Source organism: Archangium violaceum, from assembly GCF_016887565.1.
GTDB lineage: Bacteria > Myxococcota > Myxococcia > Myxococcales > Myxococcaceae > Archangium > Archangium violaceum_B.
Map to the genome: position 1 here is coordinate 12,885,420 of NZ_CP069396.1, position 17,477 is coordinate 12,902,896.

A 17,477-nucleotide genomic window follows, 5' to 3' on the forward strand; every position below is an offset into this window, starting at 1 on the left:
TACGCCTGTCGCCAGAGACGAAACAGGTGTCACCTGGGAGATACAATCTGGCTGCAAATATACAGGGAGGGTTGACGGATTTCAGGACAACCCCTTACGCTGCCTGCTCTCGAAACAAGGGGATGTGCTCTCTCAACACTTGGCACTCCCCGGCTTCTTGCCGACGTTCGGGTCCCCTATCATGCGGATCCGTCGGGAGTGAATTCCGGAAGGCCAGCAATGCGACCCGCATCTCAAGTTGATTCGACCTCCAGCGAGCCGCCCACCACCACCACCGCGAAGGCAAGTCCCGAGACCCCACCCACGGGGTCGGGTCCCGCCGAGACGCCAGTGCCGATGGTGCTGACGGGAGCGCCCACGCCGGTGACGCAACCGCTGGCGGTGGTGTCGCCCGTGGCGGCCGAGCCGAACTCCCCGCGCTTCGCCCCGGGCTTCGCCGCCAAGCTGAACCTGGCGGTGGACCTGGTGCTGGTGGTGACGGCGCTGCTCGTCTCCACGACGATGATGGGCCATGACCTGCACCTGGAGCGCACGGACGTCTGGGTGCTGCTGGGAGTGGGAATCCTCTCGTGGCTGGTGGTGGGCACGGCGCTGTGCCTCTATGACATGCGCTTCGCGGACCGGGAGCGGCTGGATGACCTGGCGCTCATCTCCATCCAGGTGATGGTCGTCACGGTGGTGCTCTTCCTCACGCGTCTGGTGATGGGCACCGAGTCGTGGATCGTCGCGCTGAGTCTGTTCCCGCCGCTGTTGTGGCCCTCGGTGGCGCTGTTGCGCCTGTACTTCTTCCGGAAGCTGTCGGTGCAGGAGCAGCCGCTGGACGAGGTGCTCATCATCGGCGTGGGCGCCATGGGCCGGCTGACGGGCGAGGACCTGAACAGCAAGCACCGGCGCAAGGTGATCGGCTACCTGAGTTTCAGCAACGACACGGCCACGGCGACGCCGCCGGCGCCGGTGCTGGGGACGGTGAAGGATCTGGAGAACATCCTGTGCACGGTGCCGGTGGACGAGGTGTTCATCGCCGGCAACATGCTGAAGCACTCGGCGGAGATGCAGAACGCGGTGAAGCTGTGTGAGAACTTCGGGATTCCCTTCGCGCTGCCGGCGTACCACTTCCGGTTCGACCGGGCGCGGCCGGTGGATGACCACGCGGTCTCGGACGGCTACCTGCACTTCATGACGCACGCCTTCCAGCCGCACCAGATGGCGCTCAAGCGGCTCTTCGACATCATGAGCTCGGCGGCGGCGCTGGCGGTGCTCTCACCGCTGCTCATCGGGGTGGCGCTGGGGGTGAAGTTCACCAGCCGCGGGCCCATCTTCTTCAAGCAGAAGCGGGTGGGGCTGCACGGCAAGACGTTCAACATGCTGAAGTTCCGCTCCATGGTGGTGAACGCCGAGGAGCTGAAGGCGAAGCTGGAGGCGCTCAACGAGCAGACGGGTCCGGTCTTCAAGATGAAGAACGATCCGCGCATCACGCGCATCGGCCGCTTCATCCGCAAGTACTCCATCGACGAGCTGCCGCAGCTCATCAACGTGCTGCGGGGCGAGATGAGCGTGGTGGGGCCGCGTCCGCCCATCCCGAAGGAGGTGGAGAAGTACGCCGCGTGGCAGCGCCGCCGGTTGTCGGTGCGTCCGGGGCTGACCTGCATCTGGCAGGTGTCGGGGCGGAATCAGATTTCGTTCGAGGAGTGGATGTACCTGGACATGCAGTACATCGACCACTGGAGCCTCAAGAACGACATCAACCTGATCCTCAAGACGGTGCCCGTGGTGCTCACGGGCAGCGGCGCGAGCTGACGGGGACGGGAAGGCGCGCTGGGCCCTCGGGAAGTGGGGCTCAGCGCACGGGCAGCTCGCGGAGGGAGAACTCCTCGAAGCCGAGCCGCCGCAGGGTGTCCGCGAAGCGCTCGGTGATGACGAGGGTGGCGGCACCGTTGTGCAACCGGAACACATCCAGGTGCTCCGGCAGCGAGGCCCCATCGAGCAGCGGTTGTTTCGGACGGCTGAGCTCGTAGCGACCGCACCGCCCGCACGGTGCGAAGTCGACGGGCGGCTCGCAGTCCGGGTGGTAGAGGCCGTACGGCGAAATCTCCAGCTCCAGCAACTCCGGTGCGCTCTGCTGACGGAAGCGCAGCTCCGTCCGGCGGCCCTTGAGCCCGAGGATTCCCTCGGCCTGGAGCTGCGCCAGCGCGTCACGGCGCATGAGCACCAGCCAGGGGTTCTGGATGAGGAGCTGCGCGAAGTCGCCACGAGACGTGCTCACGAACGGCCCGCGCTCCGACGGCGCCACGCTCGGGTGGTCCTCCGTGACATCCACCGCGGTGCCCTCACACGAGGGGCACGGAGGACCGGGCGGGCCCCACCCGTATCCAGCGGGGAGATGGCCCGAGTAGGGCGTGGTCTCATCAGGAATGGAGTTCAGCTCGTAGAATTTCATCTTCTCCTCAAGCGCTCGATGGAGGCGGCGGCCTGCGTTCGAGCATTGTGCCCATCAACCACTTCCGGGGTTCTGCTACGGTAAATCACTCTGGAGGTCATGTTCCATGGGCTTTTTCGCGAAGCTCCCCGACATGGGCGAAAAGGTGGGGGATTACCGCATCGTCGCCAGGCTGGGCCGTGGCGGCGGGGGCACCGTCTTCAAGGCCGAGCGAGCCGGGCGCTTCGTCGTCCTGAAGTTCCTGCATGCCTCCGCGCTCGGAGGCCGCGCCCGGCGCGAAATCAGCATCCTGTTGCGCATGGACAGCGCCCGGGTGGTGCGCTTCATCGGGTGCGACCAATGGCCCGAGCCCCACGACGGCACGCCCTACATCGTCATGGAGCTCGTCGAGGGCCCGACGCTGGAGGCGTACGCGCGGGCGAACGACCCTCCGGCGCGCAAGGCCGCGCACCTCATGTTGGAGGCCGCGCTCGCGCTGGGGGAGGTGCACCAGCGGGACGTGCTGCACCGGGACATCAAGCCCGAGAACCTCCTCATCCGGAGCGAGGGGGAGCAGCCCGTCCTCATCGACTTCGGCGTGGGCTCGTACCTCGGGGCGCCCCGGCTCACCACGAACCCCCTGCCCCCGGGCACCTATGAGTTCCGCTCGCCCGAGGCCTACCGCTTCAGCTGGGACAGGGCGGGGGAAGACCGGTACGAGTTCACCCGGGCCGATGACGTGTGGGCCCTCGGGGTCACCTTCTACTGGTTGCTGACCAACACCCTGCCCTTCGGGGACAGGTACGACCCGGAAGGGGGAGGTCTGGCGGAGCGCATCCGCCACATGGAGCCCGTGGCCCCGCATGTGCTCAACCCGCGCGTGCCGCTGGCGCTCTCCGGGCTCTGCCTGCGGATGCTGGAGAAGAAGCAGGAGGGCCGGTACTCGAGCGTGGAGGAGGTGTGCGCGGCGTTGAGGGGGGCCCTGGACGAGGCCGGGGGAGAGCCGAGCTGGGATGTGCCCTTGTGCGCGGCGGACGCGCCCGACGACAGCGCCTCGGAGAAGCCCTCGCCGGTGGGTACGGACACGGAGGCGCCCCTGTGCTGGGTGCTCCGGTGGCTCGAGCACGAGCCCCGGCGTGGATACCTGTCCTCCGAGGAGGGAGGCGCTCCCATCGAGGTGGTGGACGAGCCGCCGGGCGAGCCGGTGGCGGCTCGGCGGGAGTCCCTGGAGGAAGCATCCTCATCCCGACCCGCCGACGAGGAGCCCATCACCCAGCCTGCCGAGACCGCACCCGCAATAAGGAGGTGGTGGCCCCTGGCCGTCCTCGCCGGGACAGCCCTCGCCCTGGTGCTGGGCGTTGGGGCGTGGAGTCGCCTGTTCCCGCCACAGGCGGATGCTCCCGAAGCGGACAGCCCGGCTGCACCGCATACGTTGGCCGGGGTTTGCCCTACTGTAGACGGCGGCTCCGGGCGTGAAATGGCGCTGACCGGCGCGCCGCTGAATCCTGCGACTGGCGAAGGCGCGCTGCCGTACCTCCCCTCCCTCCCCGCGTCCGAGTTCGCCACCGCCATGCTCCGCAAGGAAGACTCCCGCGTGAAGAAACAAGAGAAGCCGAAGCCCCCACCCCAGCGAGAAGCGCGGCGCTGCGAGCCCATCGCCAGGAAGGTCTGCAGAGGCACCCTCTGCACCATCATCCTCGTCGGCTGCACCAGCACCACGCCCCAGGTACGCTCCACGCCGCAGCCCGCCGAGTGCCCCCGCCACTCCGTGGAAACCATGGAGAATGAGCTGGGCATCGTCCTCGGGGATGGGACAACGTTCGTGTTCCCCGGGTTCGTCAACGCGGAGCCGGTCCGCATCACCGTGACGGAGGGCCCCACCCAGGTCGTGATAGACGAACCACTGGGAAAGCTGCCTTCTGGCACACTCCTCACTGGAGAACTGCTCTTCGGGGGCAAGCGTGTCTACGGCCGCTTCACCCAGGCCCTTACGCCCGAGGGGAAACCCTTCCCCGTATGCATCGAGTTCTTTTCGAGCATGCATCCGGGTGTCGTCGTCATGCCCGATAGCGGGCGCGATACCGTCAGGATCGCCTCCCACTCAACCGTGACGTCCACGGCTCGCTTCCGCGTGAGGGACGACAACTGAACCAGGCAGAGAAGGGGATCGTCCGGTCGCGCGCCGGACGAACTGGTCGGACAATCGGACCAGTTGCTCCCGAGCGCGCCCGGCGAGGTGTGGTAGAGACCAACCGCTGCGGTTTCCCCCCACGGCGTTTCCCCAGAGGTAGACTCCCGTGCCCCTCGTATCAGCTGCCAGCATCCTGACGGCGGCGCTCATCGCAGTAACGGCGGATGCTCCAGAGAGCCCCCTTCCTCCCTCCTGTGAATCGGGCGACCTCCGGGTGGAAATGGGCGCGGACGCGGTCAGGAACACACGGGTGTTGTGCATCAGCCCGGAGCTGTCCACCAACTTCTTCTTCGATGCGAAGGTGGCGCGCGTGGAGTTGGAGGGACGAGAGCGATTCCGTCGCGTGTTGGAGGCGGCGGATGCCCTCACCCTCGTTGCTTCGGAAGCGATGCGTGACGCGGAGCCACTGCGGGTGACCGTCTATTTCCAGGACGGTGCGGCTCCAGAGAGTGCCAGCTTCCTCCTGGTGGTGCACCCGGCCCTCGCTGCTCGGCAGGTAGAGGTCATCCGCCACACGCGCCCGGTGGCGTTCTACCAGCGAGAAACCTGGGAGACACAGGTCAGGCTCCAGCGATGCGAACAGGAGAAGGAGCGGATACGGGCCGAGCAGGAGGGGCCGGGCGGTCTCCTGGGCCTGCGCCTCGCGGGCCACATGGACGAAAAAGGCGGGGTCCAGAGCCAGGACATCCCCACGGTCATCAAGCAGAAACCGAGCAACGTGCTGAACGAGCCCCAGGCCTGGACCTACCGCTCGAAGCGCCGGGTGGCGGTGGAGATGAAACTGACGAACCCGGGGGGCGAAGCCCTGGACGCCAGCGGGAGCCGTGCTGCGGAGCCCCCATGGTGAGCAACTGACGCCACTTCCCCTGTGGCGACCAGAGCCCATCCTCCCGGGGCAGACGGTCCGGATCATGGTAGAGGTGGAAGCAACGACGTGGCAGGCGGTGGGTGCATACACCCTCACGTTGTGGGGCGAGGACAGGGGCTCGGTCGTTCTGGAGAACGTGACCTTCCCGTAGTGCCGCACCGCGAGGCACTCGGCCCTCTGACAGGTCTCGGGCGGGGCTCAGCGCACGGGCAGCTCGCGCAGGGAGAACTCCTCGAAGCCGAGCCGGTGCAGGGTGTCCGCGAAGCGCTCGTTGATGACCATGAAGCCAGGGCAGTTGCGCAGTTGAAAAATGTCCAACTGCTCCGGCAGCGAAGCCATGTCGAGCAGCGGTTGTTTCGGCACGCTGTACTCGTAGCCCCAGCACGTCTCACAGGGCGCGGTCTTGCCTGGTGGCAGGCAATCCGGGTGCAACGAGCCGTACGGTTCCACCTCCAGTTCCAGCAACTCCGGTGAGTTCCGCTGCCGGAAGCGCAGCTCGGTACGAGCGCCCTTGAGTCCCCGCAGCCCCTCCGCCTGGAGCTGCTCCAGCGCCTCACGGCGCATGATGACCATCCATGCATACAGCATGTAGATCTGAGGAAAGGTGCCTCGCGCCGCGCCCACGAGTGGCCCGAATGCAGTGCCAGGGGTCAGCCGCGCCCAGGCAGGAACCAGAGGCCGCACCATCTGCCGCAAACGCTCGAACTTCTGGAAGTCCTCTTCCAGCCAGGCCTTCTCGAGCTGCTTCGCCTCTGGTAGCCCCGACAGGTCCACGCTCGGGTAGGCCTCCGAAATACCACTCCAGCTCGCGCCACACGTAGGGCAATGCACACCGGGTAGACCCCACCGATGGTCAATGGGGTACTCCCCCGTGTAGCGCGAGCTCCCATACGGGACATGGCCCAGTTCGTAGAACCGCATCTTCTCCTCAGAACTCGATGGGGGGCGGCAGCCTCTTCCCACCGTAATATGGTTGGAGCGGCGCCATCAGGCCAAAGCGCACGCACAACTCCCCTGCGTGTTTCCAGATTTCCTCCTTCGTCAGATTGGTGTTGTTTCGGTTTTCCTCAATGAACCGCCACCACGCCGCGTTCCAGGGGCCACCATTTGGCCCACGGTGGATGCTCTTGTGCAGGGTCGTCTCGATGAACATCGTCCACTGATGGATGTCGATGCCCTTGCTCTCGAACCACTTCTTGAACGCCTGCGAGAAGATGTGGTGCTTCTCGTGAGGCCGGTTCAACTTCTCGTCGGCCTCCTTCTGCTGTTGCTGCTGGCTCGGCAGCAGGTTGCGCAGGTGGTGGTTGCGCCAGGGGATGACGAAGACGGCGCCCTTTTGCTTCGGCAGCGGCAGCGGGCCGCCCCAGTACCTCATGGGTGAGCCGCTGCTCACCGCGCTCGAGTTGGCCCACGTCTTCACCACCTGCCCGGGCGCCGTCTCCTCGCCCTGGCTCGTGGCCACTGCCTCCGCCACCGCCTCGCAGCGGAAGAAGCCGCACACCTCCTCGTCACACAGCAGGACGAGACACGACTCCCCTTCCTCCCGCTGGGCCTCCAGGTAGGTGGTGTCGAGCGCTTCCGCCTCGCGCAGCGAAGAATCCGTGGCCGCGCAGCCGGACAGCCATACGCCGAGCAGCACCCCCCACAGCTTCCACGTGTTCATGACGCGCAGCCCCATTGGGTGGAAGGGGCTCCCCCGCCCCTGGGCGTGGACGGTAGCACGCGCCAGACACCAGTAGCCCGAGTCCCAGGACGACACGCCCTACAGCGTTCGGCTGAAGTCCGTGTCGTGGGACTCAACGCACGGGCAGCTCGCGCAGGGAGAACTCCTCGAAGCCGAGCCGGTGCAGGGTGTCCGCGAAACGCTCGTTGATGACCATGAAGCCAGGGCAGTTGCGCAACCGGAACACATCCAGATGCTCCGGCAACGAGGATTCATCGAGCAACGGCTGCTTGGGTAGACCGAACTCATAACCACCGCACGTCCCGCACGGCTCGGTCTTGCCAGGTGGCAGGCAGTCCGGGTGCAACAAGCCGTGCGGCTCCAACTCCAGTTCCAGCAACTCCGGTGAATTCCGCTGCCGGAAGCGCAGCTCGGTACGAGCGCCCTTGAGTCCCCGCAGCCCCTCCGCCTGGAGCTGCTCCAGCGCCTCACGGCGCATGATGAGCATCCACGAGTAGAGCAGGTACAACTGAGGGAAGGTGCCCCGCGCCGAACCCACGAGTGGACCAAAGCTGGTGCCGGGGATCAGCCGAGCCCAAGTGGGCACCAGGGGCCGCACCATCTGCCGCAAGCGTTCGAACTTCTGGAAGTCCTCCTCCAGCCAAGCCTTCTCGAGCTGCTTCGCTTCCGGCAGCCCCGACAGATCCACGCTCGGGTAGGCCTCCGAGATACCACTCCAGCTGGCGTCACACGTGGGGCAATGCACGCCGGGCAGACCCCATCGATGGTCCATGGGGAACTCCCCCGTGTAGCGCGAGCTCCCGTACGGGACACAACCCAATTCGTAGAACCGCATCTTCTCCTCAGAACTCGATGGGGGGCGGCAGCCTCTTCCCACCGTAATACGGCTGGAGGGGGGCCATCAGTCCGAAGCGCACACACAACTCCCCGGCATACTTCCAGATCTCCTCTTTCGTCAGCTTTTCGTTGTACTGGTTCTCCGCGATGAACTGCCGCCACGCCGCGTTCCAGGGGCCACCACTGGGCCCGCGGTGGATGCTTTTGTGCAGGGTCGTCTCGATGAGCATCGTCCACTGATGGATGTCGATGCCCTTGCTCTCGAACCAATTCTTGAACGCCTGCGAGAAGATGTGGTGCTTCTCGTGAGGCCGGTTCAGCTTCTCGTCGGCCTCTTCCTGCTGTTGCTGCTGGCTCGGCAGCAGGTTGCGCAGGTGGTGGTTGCGCCAGGGGATGACGAAGACGGCGCCCTTTTGCTTCGGCAGCGGCAGCGGGCCGCCCCAGTACCTCATGGGTGAGCCGCTGCTCACCGCGCTCGAGTTGGCCCACGTCTTCACCACCTGCCCGGGCGCCGTCTCCTCGCCCTGGCTCGTGGCCACTGCCTCCGCCACCGCCTCGCAGCGGAAGAAGCCGCACACCTCCTCGTCACACAGCAGGACGAGACACGACTCCCCTTCCTCCCGCTGGGCCTCCAGGTAGGTGGTGTCGAGCGCTTCCGCCTCGCGCAGCGAAGAATCCGAGGCCGCACAGCCAGACAGCCACACGCCGAGCAGCACCCCCCACAGCTTCCACGTGTTCATGGCGCGCAGCCCCCTCGGGCAGAAGGGGCCCGCCCCTTTCCACCTCGGCGTCGACGGTAGCCCGATGTCCCGACACCGCCCCGCCGGAAGCCAGAGGGCCTCAAACGAGCCCCGGGGCGTCATCACGCCCGCCCCAGGAGCCCTCGACCAGGCACCTCCAGGCCCTCTCAGGAGCTAAGATGCCCGTCCGGCCGCCCTACAGACCTGTAGGCGTTTGTTTGACGGGGAGAGACCTCTGTCGTTCACTGCTGGCGGCCATTTCCTTCCATCGAGGAACCCGTCATCGAAACGCCCCAGACCAGCGCGGTGGCCACACCCGTGGCCGAGCCCGCACCGGTGGACGCCCCCAGCCCCCTGCGCAACGCCCTGAAGCTGGGCGGGTCGCTGCTGGTGACGTACGTCATCGGGTTCGGCCTGCAGGTGCTGGTGCCTCGGCTGCTGGGACCGGAGAGCTTCGGCCAGTACAACTGGGCCAACGGCACCTCCGCCGCGTTCTTCATCCTCAGCGCGCTGGGCCTGGACGTCTACATCCGCAAGGAGGTGGCCGTCCGGCGCGAGCACGCCAGCGAGTTCTTCGCCGGCACGCTGCTGCTGCAGGTGGTGCTGGCGGTGGGGCTCCTGGGGGCCATGGGGGTGGCGCTGCGCGGCGAGGGCAAGCCGCCCGAGGTGCTGACGCTGGTGCTGCTGCTGGGCATCTACCAGTTCTTCTTCCGCCTCAACGCCATCCTCGCCGCGGTGCTGCACGCCCATGAGAAGGTGGATGGCCTGTCGGTGGCCCACGTCCTGATGAAGTGCATCTGGGGCTTCGGGCTGGGGCTGGCTCTGCTGCTGCGCGCCCCGCTGCCGTGGCTGGCCGCCCCCTTCATCGGCGCCGAGGTCTTCAAGGCCGTCTTCCTCTTCCACCTCACGCGCAAGCACGCGGGGCTGCGGCTCAACCTGGACGTACGCGCCACCACCGGAGCGCTGGTGGCCGCCCTGCCCTTCTTCATCAACGAGGCGGCGCTGGCCACCAATGGCCGCGTGGACGTCATGGTGCTGGGGCTCGTCGCCAACACCACCGAGGTGGGCTACTACGGCGCCGTCTGGGGCATCGCGGGCCTGACGATGCTGCTCTCGCCCATCCTCGGCTGGGTGGTGCTGCCGATGATGTCGCGCGCGGCGGCCACCTCGCAGGAGGAGTTCACGAGCATCCTCCGCCGGGGGCTGGAGGGCATCGTCTCGCTGTCCGTGCCCGTGACGTTGGCGCTCGCGCTGGGCGCGGAGACGTGGGTGCAGCTGCTGATTGGCGAGGACTACCTGCCCGCCGCGCCGGTGCTGCGGCTGCTGGCGCCCATCTTCGTGCTCACCTACGTGGCCACCGTGTGCGGCAGCTGGCTCATGGCGGACAACCGCACCTGGACGGTGACGCGCACCTCCATCCTGGCCGCGGGGCTCAACCTGGTGCTCAACCTGCTGCTCATCCGCCCCTTCCTCGCGTGGCGGGGTCTCACGGGCGGCGCGAGCGCCACCGCCCTCTCGCTGGCCATCTGCGAAGTCGTGGTCACCCTCATCCTCGTGTCCGCCATCGGCCAGCGTGCGTGGGACGCGCGCTCCAAGGCCGTGCTGGGCAAGACGCTCGGGGTGTGCGCCGCCGTCACCGCCGTGCACCTGCTGCTGGGCCAGCTGGGGCTGGACTCGAGCACCCTGCTCCGGGGCCTGGCCCGCCTGGTGGTGGACGGCGTCCTCTACGTGTTCCTCATCCTCCTCACCGGCGCGGTGCGCAAGGACGAGGTGCTCGGGGTGGTGCGCATGGTACGCAACCGCCGCAAGCCCCAGGCCTCCACCCAGCCGCCTCCCTCCGAGGCCCGCGCCGCATGAACTCCCTCTCCCTGCCCGCCATGAGCCGAAACCTCCTCCGCTCCCACCGCTGGCCCCTGCTGGCCTCGCTCCTGCTGTTGTCCGCCTGCTATCAGCCGGGCCGCTTCGTCTGGGTGGACGACTACCGCGAGCCCCCTCCCACCAAGCAGGAGGAGAGCTACATCATCACCAAGGGCGACGTCCTGAACGTCAACGTGTGGAACCAGGGGCAGATCTCCTCGCGCCTGCGCGTGCGCGATGACGGCCGCATCAGCCTGCCGCTCATCAACGACGTGGACGCCGCGGGACAGACGCCGCCCGCGCTCGCCCGCGCGGTGGAGCAGAAGCTCAAGGACCTGGTGGCCAACCCCGTCGTCACCGTCATGGTGGACGAGCCCCAGCCCATCAAGATCGCCGTGCTGGGCGAGGTGCGCAACCCGGGCAAGAAGCTGCTCGAATCGGGCTCCGGGCTGCTGCAGGCGCTCTCGGAGGCGGGCGGCTTCACCGACTACGCGCGCGACGACGCCATCTACGTGCTGCGCAAGGACCCCGGCTACCAGACGCCGGTGCGCATCCGCTTCTCCTGGCCCGCCCTCACGCGCAACGAGGGCAATGCCTCCGTCTTCCGCCTGAAGACGGGCGACGTCGTGGTGGTGGAGTAGACGCATGGCGCTGCCCGCCCTGGCCCTCGGCTGGCTGCTGGTGGCCTCCGCCCCAGCCGTCAAGTACAAGGCCTCGGCCCGAGTCGAGTCCGTCGTCCGCACGCGCCTGCTCACCGAGCAGGGCAGCCCCGTGTTGTCGGACATCGTCCTCGCGCCGCGTCTGGACAGCGTCCTCTACACCAACCTCCTGGAGGTGAAGTTCTCCTACGAGCCGCAGTTCCTCATGCGGCAGGCGTTCCAGAAATTCACGTTCGAGATCCTCCAGTCCGTCTACACGCGCGCCGACTACAAGATTCGCCGCGACCTCACCCTGCTCGCCGTCCACACCACCACGTACGGCAACTTCCCCCTCGACAGCTTCGGGAGCGGAGGGCTCTCGGGCGGCGGGCTCCCGGCGGCCCAGGGTGCCAAGACGCTCGGCAGCAGCGCCTACATCTACACGGAGACGGCGGTGGGCTTCTTGACGTCGCTCGGCATCAAGCGACTGTCCATCGGCGGCACACTCGGTTGGGTCGTCAACGGCCTGTTGGAGCCGAGGGTGCGTCCCGTCAATCGATACGACGCGGCCTACCCGCAGCAGCGCTACCCCGAGCTGCGCGTCCAGTCCTTCTACGGCGCCACCCGCCGCGACTACCTCACCCTGTCGCTGTACGGCCGGGACGTGTCCTTCTCCACCGGCAACCGCGACTCCATCCTCCAGTTCTCCCCCGGCATCCAGCACTTCTTCTCCCCGCTGGTGGACCTGAGTGTGGAGCCCGGTATCGCTGTAGGTAGGGTGTATCCGAGGCGACCGGATCGGTTGCCGGAGGACGTGGTCATGCCCATCCTGGAGACCACCCTCAACGCCCCCGTCCCGCTTGGCAACCACTGGCCCGTGAAGGCCAAGGTGCGCGCGCGCTACCTCCCCTACATGGATCCCATCACCACCCAGCTCATACCCCGGGGCGATGTGGGCGTGGACCTGGAGTGGAAGGGCCGGCGCGAGGCCAAGGTGCTCGGAAAGGTCCGTTATGCCCATCCCCTCACCTCGGGAATTCACCGGACCGACGCGGAATTCAAGACCGAGCTCGAGGTCCTCCATCCCCTGCCGAACTCCCGCTACCTCTACGTGCAGGGCAAGGGGCAGCTCACCTGGACGAAGCACCTGGTCATCGACGACGAGCCCGTCGTCCAATGGTTCACCAGTGTTGGATTGGTTGTCCGCTATGACCGTGGTAGGCTTTAGGCGCACCAGGCCATGAAGAAGTTCATCCTGATGTCGGTGCTGTACGCCACAATCATCCTGCCGAGCCTGGCGGCGCGCGAGCGCAACCCGTCTCGGGGCGTGAAACGAGCGGTGGCGATGTTCGTGGCGTACAACTTCATCTACGCCTTCCTCGTCCTGGTCGTCTGGACGTCCATGGAAGACTGAAGAAAAGACCCGAGAGATTTTATGGAGCAGCTGCAAGGGACGGTGCTGGTCGTCGACGACTCGCCGATGTTCCGCCGGATGTTGAGCGACATGCTGGAGTCCCTGGGTTGCACGCGCGTCAAGGAGGCCTTCGGTGGCCGCGCGGCGCTGGAGCTCATCACCCAGGAGCGTCCGGCCCTGGTGTGCCTGGACCTGACGCTGCCGGACCTGTCCGGTTACGAGGTGTGCGAGCAGATCCGCGCCACGCCGGGTCTGGAGGACCTGCCGGTGCTGATGATCTCCGCGCGCACCTCGGCGATGGACCGGGCGCAGGCCGAGGAGGCGGGCGCCAGCGGCTACCTCATCAAGCCCTTCACGCCCGACGAGCTCCGCCAGCAGGTGGAGCGGGTGCTGGCCGCGCACCCGAAGAAGGAGGCGTAGACCCATGGCTCACACGCCCGACGAGCTTCCCGAGGTGGAGAGGGCGCAGGCCCAGATTTTCGACTGGGAGGCGCTGCGCGACTACTTCGGCTACGTGAAGAACGCCATCCTGCGCCACAAGCTGCTGGCGCTGTGCACGTTCATCGTGACGGCGGCGCTGGGACTGGCGCTCGCCAAGTTCCTGCCGCGCAGCTACTACTCGGAGTCCTCGCTGCTGCCCAAGCGCGCCTCCACCATCGCCGCGCTGGTCAACCCGGACCGCATTCCGGCGTTGGATCCGGATCCTCCCAACCCGCTGCGCCCGCCGGGCGAGGTGGACTCGGTGACGCGCTCGGCCGCCCAGGCGGTGATGCGGCGCGAGAACCTGGTGGCCCTCATCAAGCGCGTCAACCTGCTGGACCGCTGGGAGGCCACGCGCGCCCCGCTGCTGCGCTTCAAGGACACGGTGATGCACCTGCTGTCCGGGCGCCCCACCGAGGACATCAAGCTGGATGCCATGGTGGGCATGATGGAGAAGGCGCTCATGGTGAGCACCGACGACGGCAAGGTCACCATCGGCATCACCTGGCCCGACCCGCAGCTGGCCGCGGATCTGGTGCAGGCCGCGCAGCAGAGCTTCCTCGAGGCGCGCCAGCGCGAGGACCTCTCCAGCATCAACGACGCGCTCGACATCCTCGAGATGCACGAGAAGCAGGCCACCGAGAACTACAAGAAGGCCTTCACCGATTTCGAGAAGGTCTTCGCTGAAATCATGATCGAACGCCGCCGTGCGATCGGAGATCCGCGCGTGGGTGGCTTCAACATGGACCAGCACCTGGCGGAGATGCGCTTCCTCATCCGCGCCAAGCGGCGCGCCATCTCGGACTCCGAGGAGCAGCACAGCCGGCGCCTGGAGCAGCTCAACGCGGAGCTGGTGGCGCAGCGCAAGCTCTACGGGGAGAACCACCCCACCATCGTGGAGCTCAACCAGCGCATCTCCGGCCTGCGGGCCCAGGTCTCGCCGCAGACGACGGCGCTGCAGTCCGAGGAGCGGGAGCTGACGCGGGAGTACGAGCGCTATGGCGGCGGCTCGGTGCCCTTCCCCGACGAGCCCATGCCGGACCCGTACGGCCTGGAGCGCGTGCTGATGGGCATCCTCCCGGCGGTGTCGGAGAACCCGAAGGCGGCGGTGTCGCTGGACGAGGTGCGCTCGCGCACCATCATCCTGCAGCAGCTGCGCAAGCGCATCGACTCGGCGAAGCTGGAGCGCGACATCTCCCAGGCCTCGTTCAAGTACCGCTACACCCTGCTCACCCCGGCCGAGTTCCCCCGCACGCCGGTGAAGCCCAACGCGAAGCTCATCGCCATCGGCGGCATCGTGGCGGGCCTCATCCTGGGCATCTTCGCGGCCATCGCGCGCGACGTGCTCAGCGGCCAGCTGTTGCAGGCCTGGCAGGTGAAGCGAGGCCTCGGGCTGCCCGTGCTGGCCGAGCTGGAGCAGCAGCCGTTGGAGTCGCAGTCCCAGTAGATAGCGCGGTGCCCCCGCGCTCCACCCGAAGTCCCCAGAAGCCGTGATGCTGCTCGAACTGCTGCTCGTCCTCCTGGCCCTGCCGGTGCTCGTCGCCTCGGGCTACCTCCTGCTGCTCACGCTCCTGTCGGGGAACAAGGAGGCGCCACCGCGCGTGGCGCCCCGCCTCAAGTTCGACATCATCATCCCCGCCCACAACGAGGAGGCGGGCATCGCCCGCACGGTGGCCAACCTGTCGCGGGTGGACTGGCCGGTGGAGCTGCGGCGCGTGATGGTGGTGGCCGACAACTGCTCGGACGCCACGGCGGACCGGGCGCGCGAGGCCGGCGCCACGGTGCTGGTGCGCCACAACAAGGAGCTGCGCGGCAAGGGCTACGCCCTGCAGTACGCCTTCGAGCAGAGCCTGAAGGACGGCTTCGCCGACGCGGTGGTGGTGGTGGACGCGGACACCGAGGTGACGGACAACCTGCTGCACGCCTTCGCGGCGCGGCTGGAGGCCGGTGCCCAGGCGGTGCAGGCGCACTACGGCGTGCTCAACCCGCATGCCTCGTGGCGCACGAAGCTGATGGCCATCTCCATGGCCCTCTTCCACAAGGTGCGCTCGCTGGGCCGTGAGCGGCTGGGCGTGTCGTGCGGCCTGCGCGGCAACGGCATGTGCTTCACCCACGCCATCATCCGCCAGGTGCCCCACGAGGCCTTCTCCATCGTGGAGGACCTGGAGTACGGCATCCGCCTGGGGCAGGCCGGCCAGCGCGTGCACTACGCGTGGGAGGCCGAGGCGCTGGGCGAGATGGTGTCCAGCGAGAAGGCCGCGCGCTCGCAGCGCCGCCGCTGGGAGGGTGGGCGCATGGCGATGATGCGCAAGTTCGGCGCGCCGCTGCTCGCCGAGGGCCTGCGCAAGGGCGACAAGGTGCTGGTGGACCTGGCGATGGATCTGCTGGTGCCGCCGCTGAGCTGGGTGGTGCTGGGCTCGGGCGCGGTGGCGGTGGGCTCGGCGGTGCTGGCCTGGTGGCGGGGCGCGGTGGGGCCGTCGGCGTTCGTGGCGGCGGCCAGCGTGCTGGCGCTCGTGCTGTACGTGATGCGCGGCTGGTGGATTTCCGGCATGGGCCTGGCGGGACTGGGCGCCCTGGCCCGGGCGCCCTTCTACGTGGCCTGGAAGCTGTGGCTGATGGTCAGCCGTCCCGAGGAGAAGAAGGGCGAGTGGGTGCGCACCGCGCGCGAGGGACAGAAGCCCTGAGCTGAGAATGGGAGGAGCTGCCTCCCTGGACGACGATGGAAGCCCTCCTCTCGCGCAAGCCCGTCTTCCTGATGATGATGGCCACGCTGGTGCTGGCCACGATCGGGCTCCTCGTCGCCGCGCCCGCGCTGGCGCCGCTGCCCGTGGTGGGCTCCGCCGGCCTGTGGTGGGTGTGCCGGCAGAAGCTGCGCCACCTGACGTTCGGCCTCTTCGCCGCGGCCGTCACGGTGGACCTCGTCACCGAGGTCCCCTACGAGGGGCACTGGCAGTCGCCGCTGTACTTCTTCGGCAAGCTGCTCTTCACCGTGCCGGGCTTGACGCTGCCGCTGTTGGACCTGGCCCTCGTCGGCCTGCTGGTGCTCCATTTCTACCGGCGCGCCAACGGCATCAAGATCGACCCGGACCCGCTGCCGCTGCCCAAGCCGCTGGTGATTGGACTCATCATCCTGCCCCTCACCATCGTCTGGATGCAGTTCTGGGGCATCTACGTCAACGGCGGCGTGGCGCGCGTGGCCAAGTTCCAGTGGCACCAGATGATGGTCCTGCCGCTGCTGGTGATGCTCTTCAACGCCGCGGTGCGAGGGCCCGAGGACTTCCGCACCCTGGGGCGCATCATCATCGTGGGCTGCTGCACCAAGGCCTTCCTGGGCGCCTTCTTCATCCTGACGATTGCCCGCCCCCGCGGCCTGTACCACGAGTACGCCACCACGCACTCGGACACGCTGCTGTACGTGACGGGCCTGGCCTGCGTCATCTGGGCCTGGACGGAGCAGCCCATCCGCAAGCACTTCTGGCGCATGGTCTGGGTATGCGCCGTCATCTTCATGGGCATGCACTACAACGACCGGCGCCTGGCCTACGCCAGCTTTCAAATCTGTCTGGTCGCCGGGTACATCCTCAGCCCGTGGAGCGGGGTGAAGCGCAAGATCACCCGCATCGCCCTGCTGCTGCTGCCCCTCTTCCCCCTCTACGTCACGGTGGGTTGGCGCAATCCCACGGGCGTCTTCGCCCCCGTGGGCACCATCAAGTCCATGTTGGTGGGTGAGAACCTCGCCAAGGGGCAGATGGACTACCGCGACATGGAGAACTTCAACGACGTCCACACGTGGAACCGCAACCCCATCCTCGGCACCGGCTGGGGGCACCCGTTCGACGAGGTGATGAAGCTGCCCGACATCTCGCACGCCTTCGCCGACTACCTCTACCACCCGCACAACTCGGTGATTGGGCTGCTCGCCTTCGGTGGCGTGGTGGGCTTCAGCGGGCTGTGGCTGTGGATTCCCATCGCCGTCTTCCTGGCCGTGCGCTCCTACCACCGGGCCCACGAGCCACAGGCCCGTGCAGGTGGATTGGTGGCGCTGTCGGTGTTTGTGGCTTATACCCAGCAGTGTTTCGGTGACATGGGTTCCATCAGTTGGATGGGCACCCTGCTGGCGGCGATGGCCGTGGTGTGCGCCAGCAAGCTCGCGGTGGTGACGCAGGCCTGGCCAACGGCTCGAACGGCTCGAAATCTCGGGACCGGAGTCTCAGCGCCCGAGAATTCGCACAATCCAGTAGGAAATCTGGTATGATATCGCACCGTAAACTCAAGAGGCCACGGAAATTTGACAATCGGGGCCCTGAATCGACCTCTTCGGTGCTGCCAAACGGTTCACAACGCGCTAACAT

At 67.3% G+C, this 17,477-nt stretch carries 15 protein-coding genes and 1 pseudogene; 11 read left to right on the top strand and 5 right to left on the bottom strand.

All coding sequences use genetic code 11. The features are described 5' to 3' along the window. Window positions 1–219: 219 nt before the first annotated feature. A complete protein-coding gene (gene epsZ, locus JRI60_RS51455) occupies window positions 220–1,797 on the top strand; it encodes an exopolysaccharide biosynthesis polyisoprenyl-phosphate hexose-1-phosphate transferase EpsZ (RefSeq protein ID WP_239470225.1) in 1,578 nt (525 codons plus the stop codon). Between the two features lie 40 nt (window positions 1,798–1,837). On the opposite strand, the gene sitI6 (JRI60_RS51460) is transcribed toward epsZ, so the two are convergent. Continuing rightward, entirely contained in the window at window positions 1,838–2,437 is a 600-nt protein-coding gene (gene sitI6, locus JRI60_RS51460; RefSeq protein ID WP_204223503.1) for a SitI6 family double-CXXCG motif immunity protein, read from the bottom strand. A gap of 106 nt (window positions 2,438–2,543) precedes the next feature. Here sitI6 (JRI60_RS51460) and JRI60_RS51465 point away from each other — a divergent pair, with 106 nt between their 5' ends. Continuing rightward, a complete protein-coding gene (locus tag JRI60_RS51465) occupies window positions 2,544–4,565 on the top strand; it encodes a serine/threonine protein kinase (RefSeq protein ID WP_204223504.1) in 2,022 nt (673 codons plus the stop codon). A gap of 148 nt (window positions 4,566–4,713) precedes the next feature. Further along, window positions 4,714–5,626, top strand: a pseudogene (locus JRI60_RS51470) (DUF2381 family protein). Window positions 5,627–5,673: 47 nt separating this feature from the next. Here JRI60_RS51470 and sitI6 (JRI60_RS51480) read toward each other — a convergent pair. From sitI6 (JRI60_RS51480) to sitA6 (JRI60_RS51495), 4 genes are all read right to left on the bottom strand, one after another. After that, window positions 5,674–6,396, bottom strand: coding sequence for a SitI6 family double-CXXCG motif immunity protein (gene sitI6 / locus JRI60_RS51480; RefSeq protein ID WP_204223507.1), 723 nt, complete (start codon window positions 6,394–6,396; stop codon window positions 5,674–5,676). 7 nt (window positions 6,397–6,403) lie between these two features. Further along, window positions 6,404–7,138 carry a SitA6 family polymorphic toxin lipoprotein gene (gene sitA6, locus JRI60_RS51485; RefSeq protein WP_204223508.1) on the bottom strand — a complete coding sequence of 245 codons (735 nt, stop codon included), beginning with the start codon at window positions 7,136–7,138 and terminating at the stop codon, window positions 6,404–6,406. 133 nt (window positions 7,139–7,271) lie between these two features. Beyond that, window positions 7,272–7,931: a SitI6 family double-CXXCG motif immunity protein gene (sitI6, locus tag JRI60_RS51490; RefSeq protein WP_239470226.1), complete on the bottom strand. Its 660-nt coding sequence runs from the start codon at window positions 7,929–7,931 to the stop codon at window positions 7,272–7,274. 70 nt (window positions 7,932–8,001) lie between these two features. Next, entirely contained in the window at window positions 8,002–8,736 is a 735-nt protein-coding gene (sitA6, locus tag JRI60_RS51495) for a SitA6 family polymorphic toxin lipoprotein (protein ID WP_204223510.1), read from the bottom strand. Between the two features lie 318 nt (window positions 8,737–9,054). Here sitA6 (JRI60_RS51495) and JRI60_RS51500 point away from each other — a divergent pair, with 318 nt between their 5' ends. From JRI60_RS51500 to wzy, 8 genes are read left to right on the top strand one after another with little or no spacing between them, the layout of a single operon-like run. After that, window positions 9,055–10,593 carry a flippase gene (locus tag JRI60_RS51500; protein ID WP_239470227.1) on the top strand — a complete coding sequence of 513 codons (1,539 nt, stop codon included), beginning with the start codon at window positions 9,055–9,057 and terminating at the stop codon, window positions 10,591–10,593. Window positions 10,594–10,613: 20 nt separating this feature from the next. After that, window positions 10,614–11,234, top strand: a complete 621-nt coding sequence (gene epsY / locus JRI60_RS51505; protein WP_204223512.1) for an exopolysaccharide export protein EpsY — start codon at window positions 10,614–10,616, stop codon at window positions 11,232–11,234. A gap of 4 nt (window positions 11,235–11,238) precedes the next feature. Next, the gene (locus tag JRI60_RS51510; RefSeq protein WP_204223513.1) at window positions 11,239–12,459 is read left to right on the top strand and encodes a hypothetical protein; all 1,221 of its coding nucleotides are present in this window, start codon (window positions 11,239–11,241) and stop codon (window positions 12,457–12,459) included. A 12-nt stretch (window positions 12,460–12,471) separates the two neighbouring features. Beyond that, window positions 12,472–12,645 carry a hypothetical protein gene (locus JRI60_RS51515; RefSeq protein ID WP_204223514.1) on the top strand — a complete coding sequence of 58 codons (174 nt, stop codon included), beginning with the start codon at window positions 12,472–12,474 and terminating at the stop codon, window positions 12,643–12,645. Window positions 12,646–12,666: 21 nt separating this feature from the next. Further along, window positions 12,667–13,065 carry a response regulator gene (locus JRI60_RS51520; protein ID WP_204223515.1) on the top strand — a complete coding sequence of 133 codons (399 nt, stop codon included), beginning with the start codon at window positions 12,667–12,669 and terminating at the stop codon, window positions 13,063–13,065. Window positions 13,066–13,069: 4 nt separating this feature from the next. Continuing rightward, window positions 13,070–14,572, top strand: coding sequence for a GumC family protein (locus JRI60_RS51525; protein WP_204223516.1), 1,503 nt, complete (start codon window positions 13,070–13,072; stop codon window positions 14,570–14,572). Between the two features lie 46 nt (window positions 14,573–14,618). Further along, complete coding sequence (gene epsU, locus JRI60_RS51530; RefSeq protein WP_204223517.1) at window positions 14,619–15,809, top strand: exopolysaccharide biosynthesis GT2 family glycosyltransferase EpsU; 1,191 nt, start codon at window positions 14,619–14,621, stop codon at window positions 15,807–15,809. 35 nt (window positions 15,810–15,844) lie between these two features. Beyond that, window positions 15,845–17,380: an exopolysaccharide repeat unit polymerase gene (gene wzy, locus JRI60_RS51535; protein WP_204223518.1), complete on the top strand. Its 1,536-nt coding sequence runs from the start codon at window positions 15,845–15,847 to the stop codon at window positions 17,378–17,380. The last annotated feature ends 97 nt before the right edge of the window (window positions 17,381–17,477 follow it).

Bases quoted from the DNA above. Each gene is read 5' to 3' on its own strand.
- JRI60_RS51465 (WP_204223504.1), top strand. From the start codon at position 2,544: ATGGGCTTTTTCGCGAAGCTCCCCGACATGGGCGAAAAGGTGGGGGAT.
- epsU (WP_204223517.1), top strand. From the start codon at position 14,619: ATGCTGCTCGAACTGCTGCTCGTCCTCCTGGCCCTGCCGGTGCTCGTC.
- JRI60_RS51525 (WP_204223516.1), top strand. From the start codon at position 13,070: ATGGCTCACACGCCCGACGAGCTTCCCGAGGTGGAGAGGGCGCAGGCC.
- JRI60_RS51520 (WP_204223515.1), top strand. From the start codon at position 12,667: ATGGAGCAGCTGCAAGGGACGGTGCTGGTCGTCGACGACTCGCCGATG.
- JRI60_RS51510 (WP_204223513.1), top strand. From the start codon at position 11,239: ATGGCGCTGCCCGCCCTGGCCCTCGGCTGGCTGCTGGTGGCCTCCGCC.
- sitI6 (WP_204223507.1), bottom strand. From the start codon at position 6,396: ATGCGGTTCTACGAACTGGGCCATGTCCCGTATGGGAGCTCGCGCTAC.
- wzy (WP_204223518.1), top strand. From the start codon at position 15,845: ATGGAAGCCCTCCTCTCGCGCAAGCCCGTCTTCCTGATGATGATGGCC.
- epsZ (WP_239470225.1), top strand. From the start codon at position 220: ATGCGACCCGCATCTCAAGTTGATTCGACCTCCAGCGAGCCGCCCACC.
- epsY (WP_204223512.1), top strand. From the start codon at position 10,614: ATGAGCCGAAACCTCCTCCGCTCCCACCGCTGGCCCCTGCTGGCCTCG.
- sitI6 (WP_204223503.1), bottom strand. From the start codon at position 2,437: ATGAAATTCTACGAGCTGAACTCCATTCCTGATGAGACCACGCCCTAC.
- sitI6 (WP_239470226.1), bottom strand. From the start codon at position 7,931: ATGGACCATCGATGGGGTCTGCCCGGCGTGCATTGCCCCACGTGTGAC.
- sitA6 (WP_204223508.1), bottom strand. From the start codon at position 7,138: ATGAACACGTGGAAGCTGTGGGGGGTGCTGCTCGGCGTATGGCTGTCC.
- sitA6 (WP_204223510.1), bottom strand. From the start codon at position 8,736: ATGAACACGTGGAAGCTGTGGGGGGTGCTGCTCGGCGTGTGGCTGTCT.
- JRI60_RS51515 (WP_204223514.1), top strand. From the start codon at position 12,472: ATGAAGAAGTTCATCCTGATGTCGGTGCTGTACGCCACAATCATCCTG.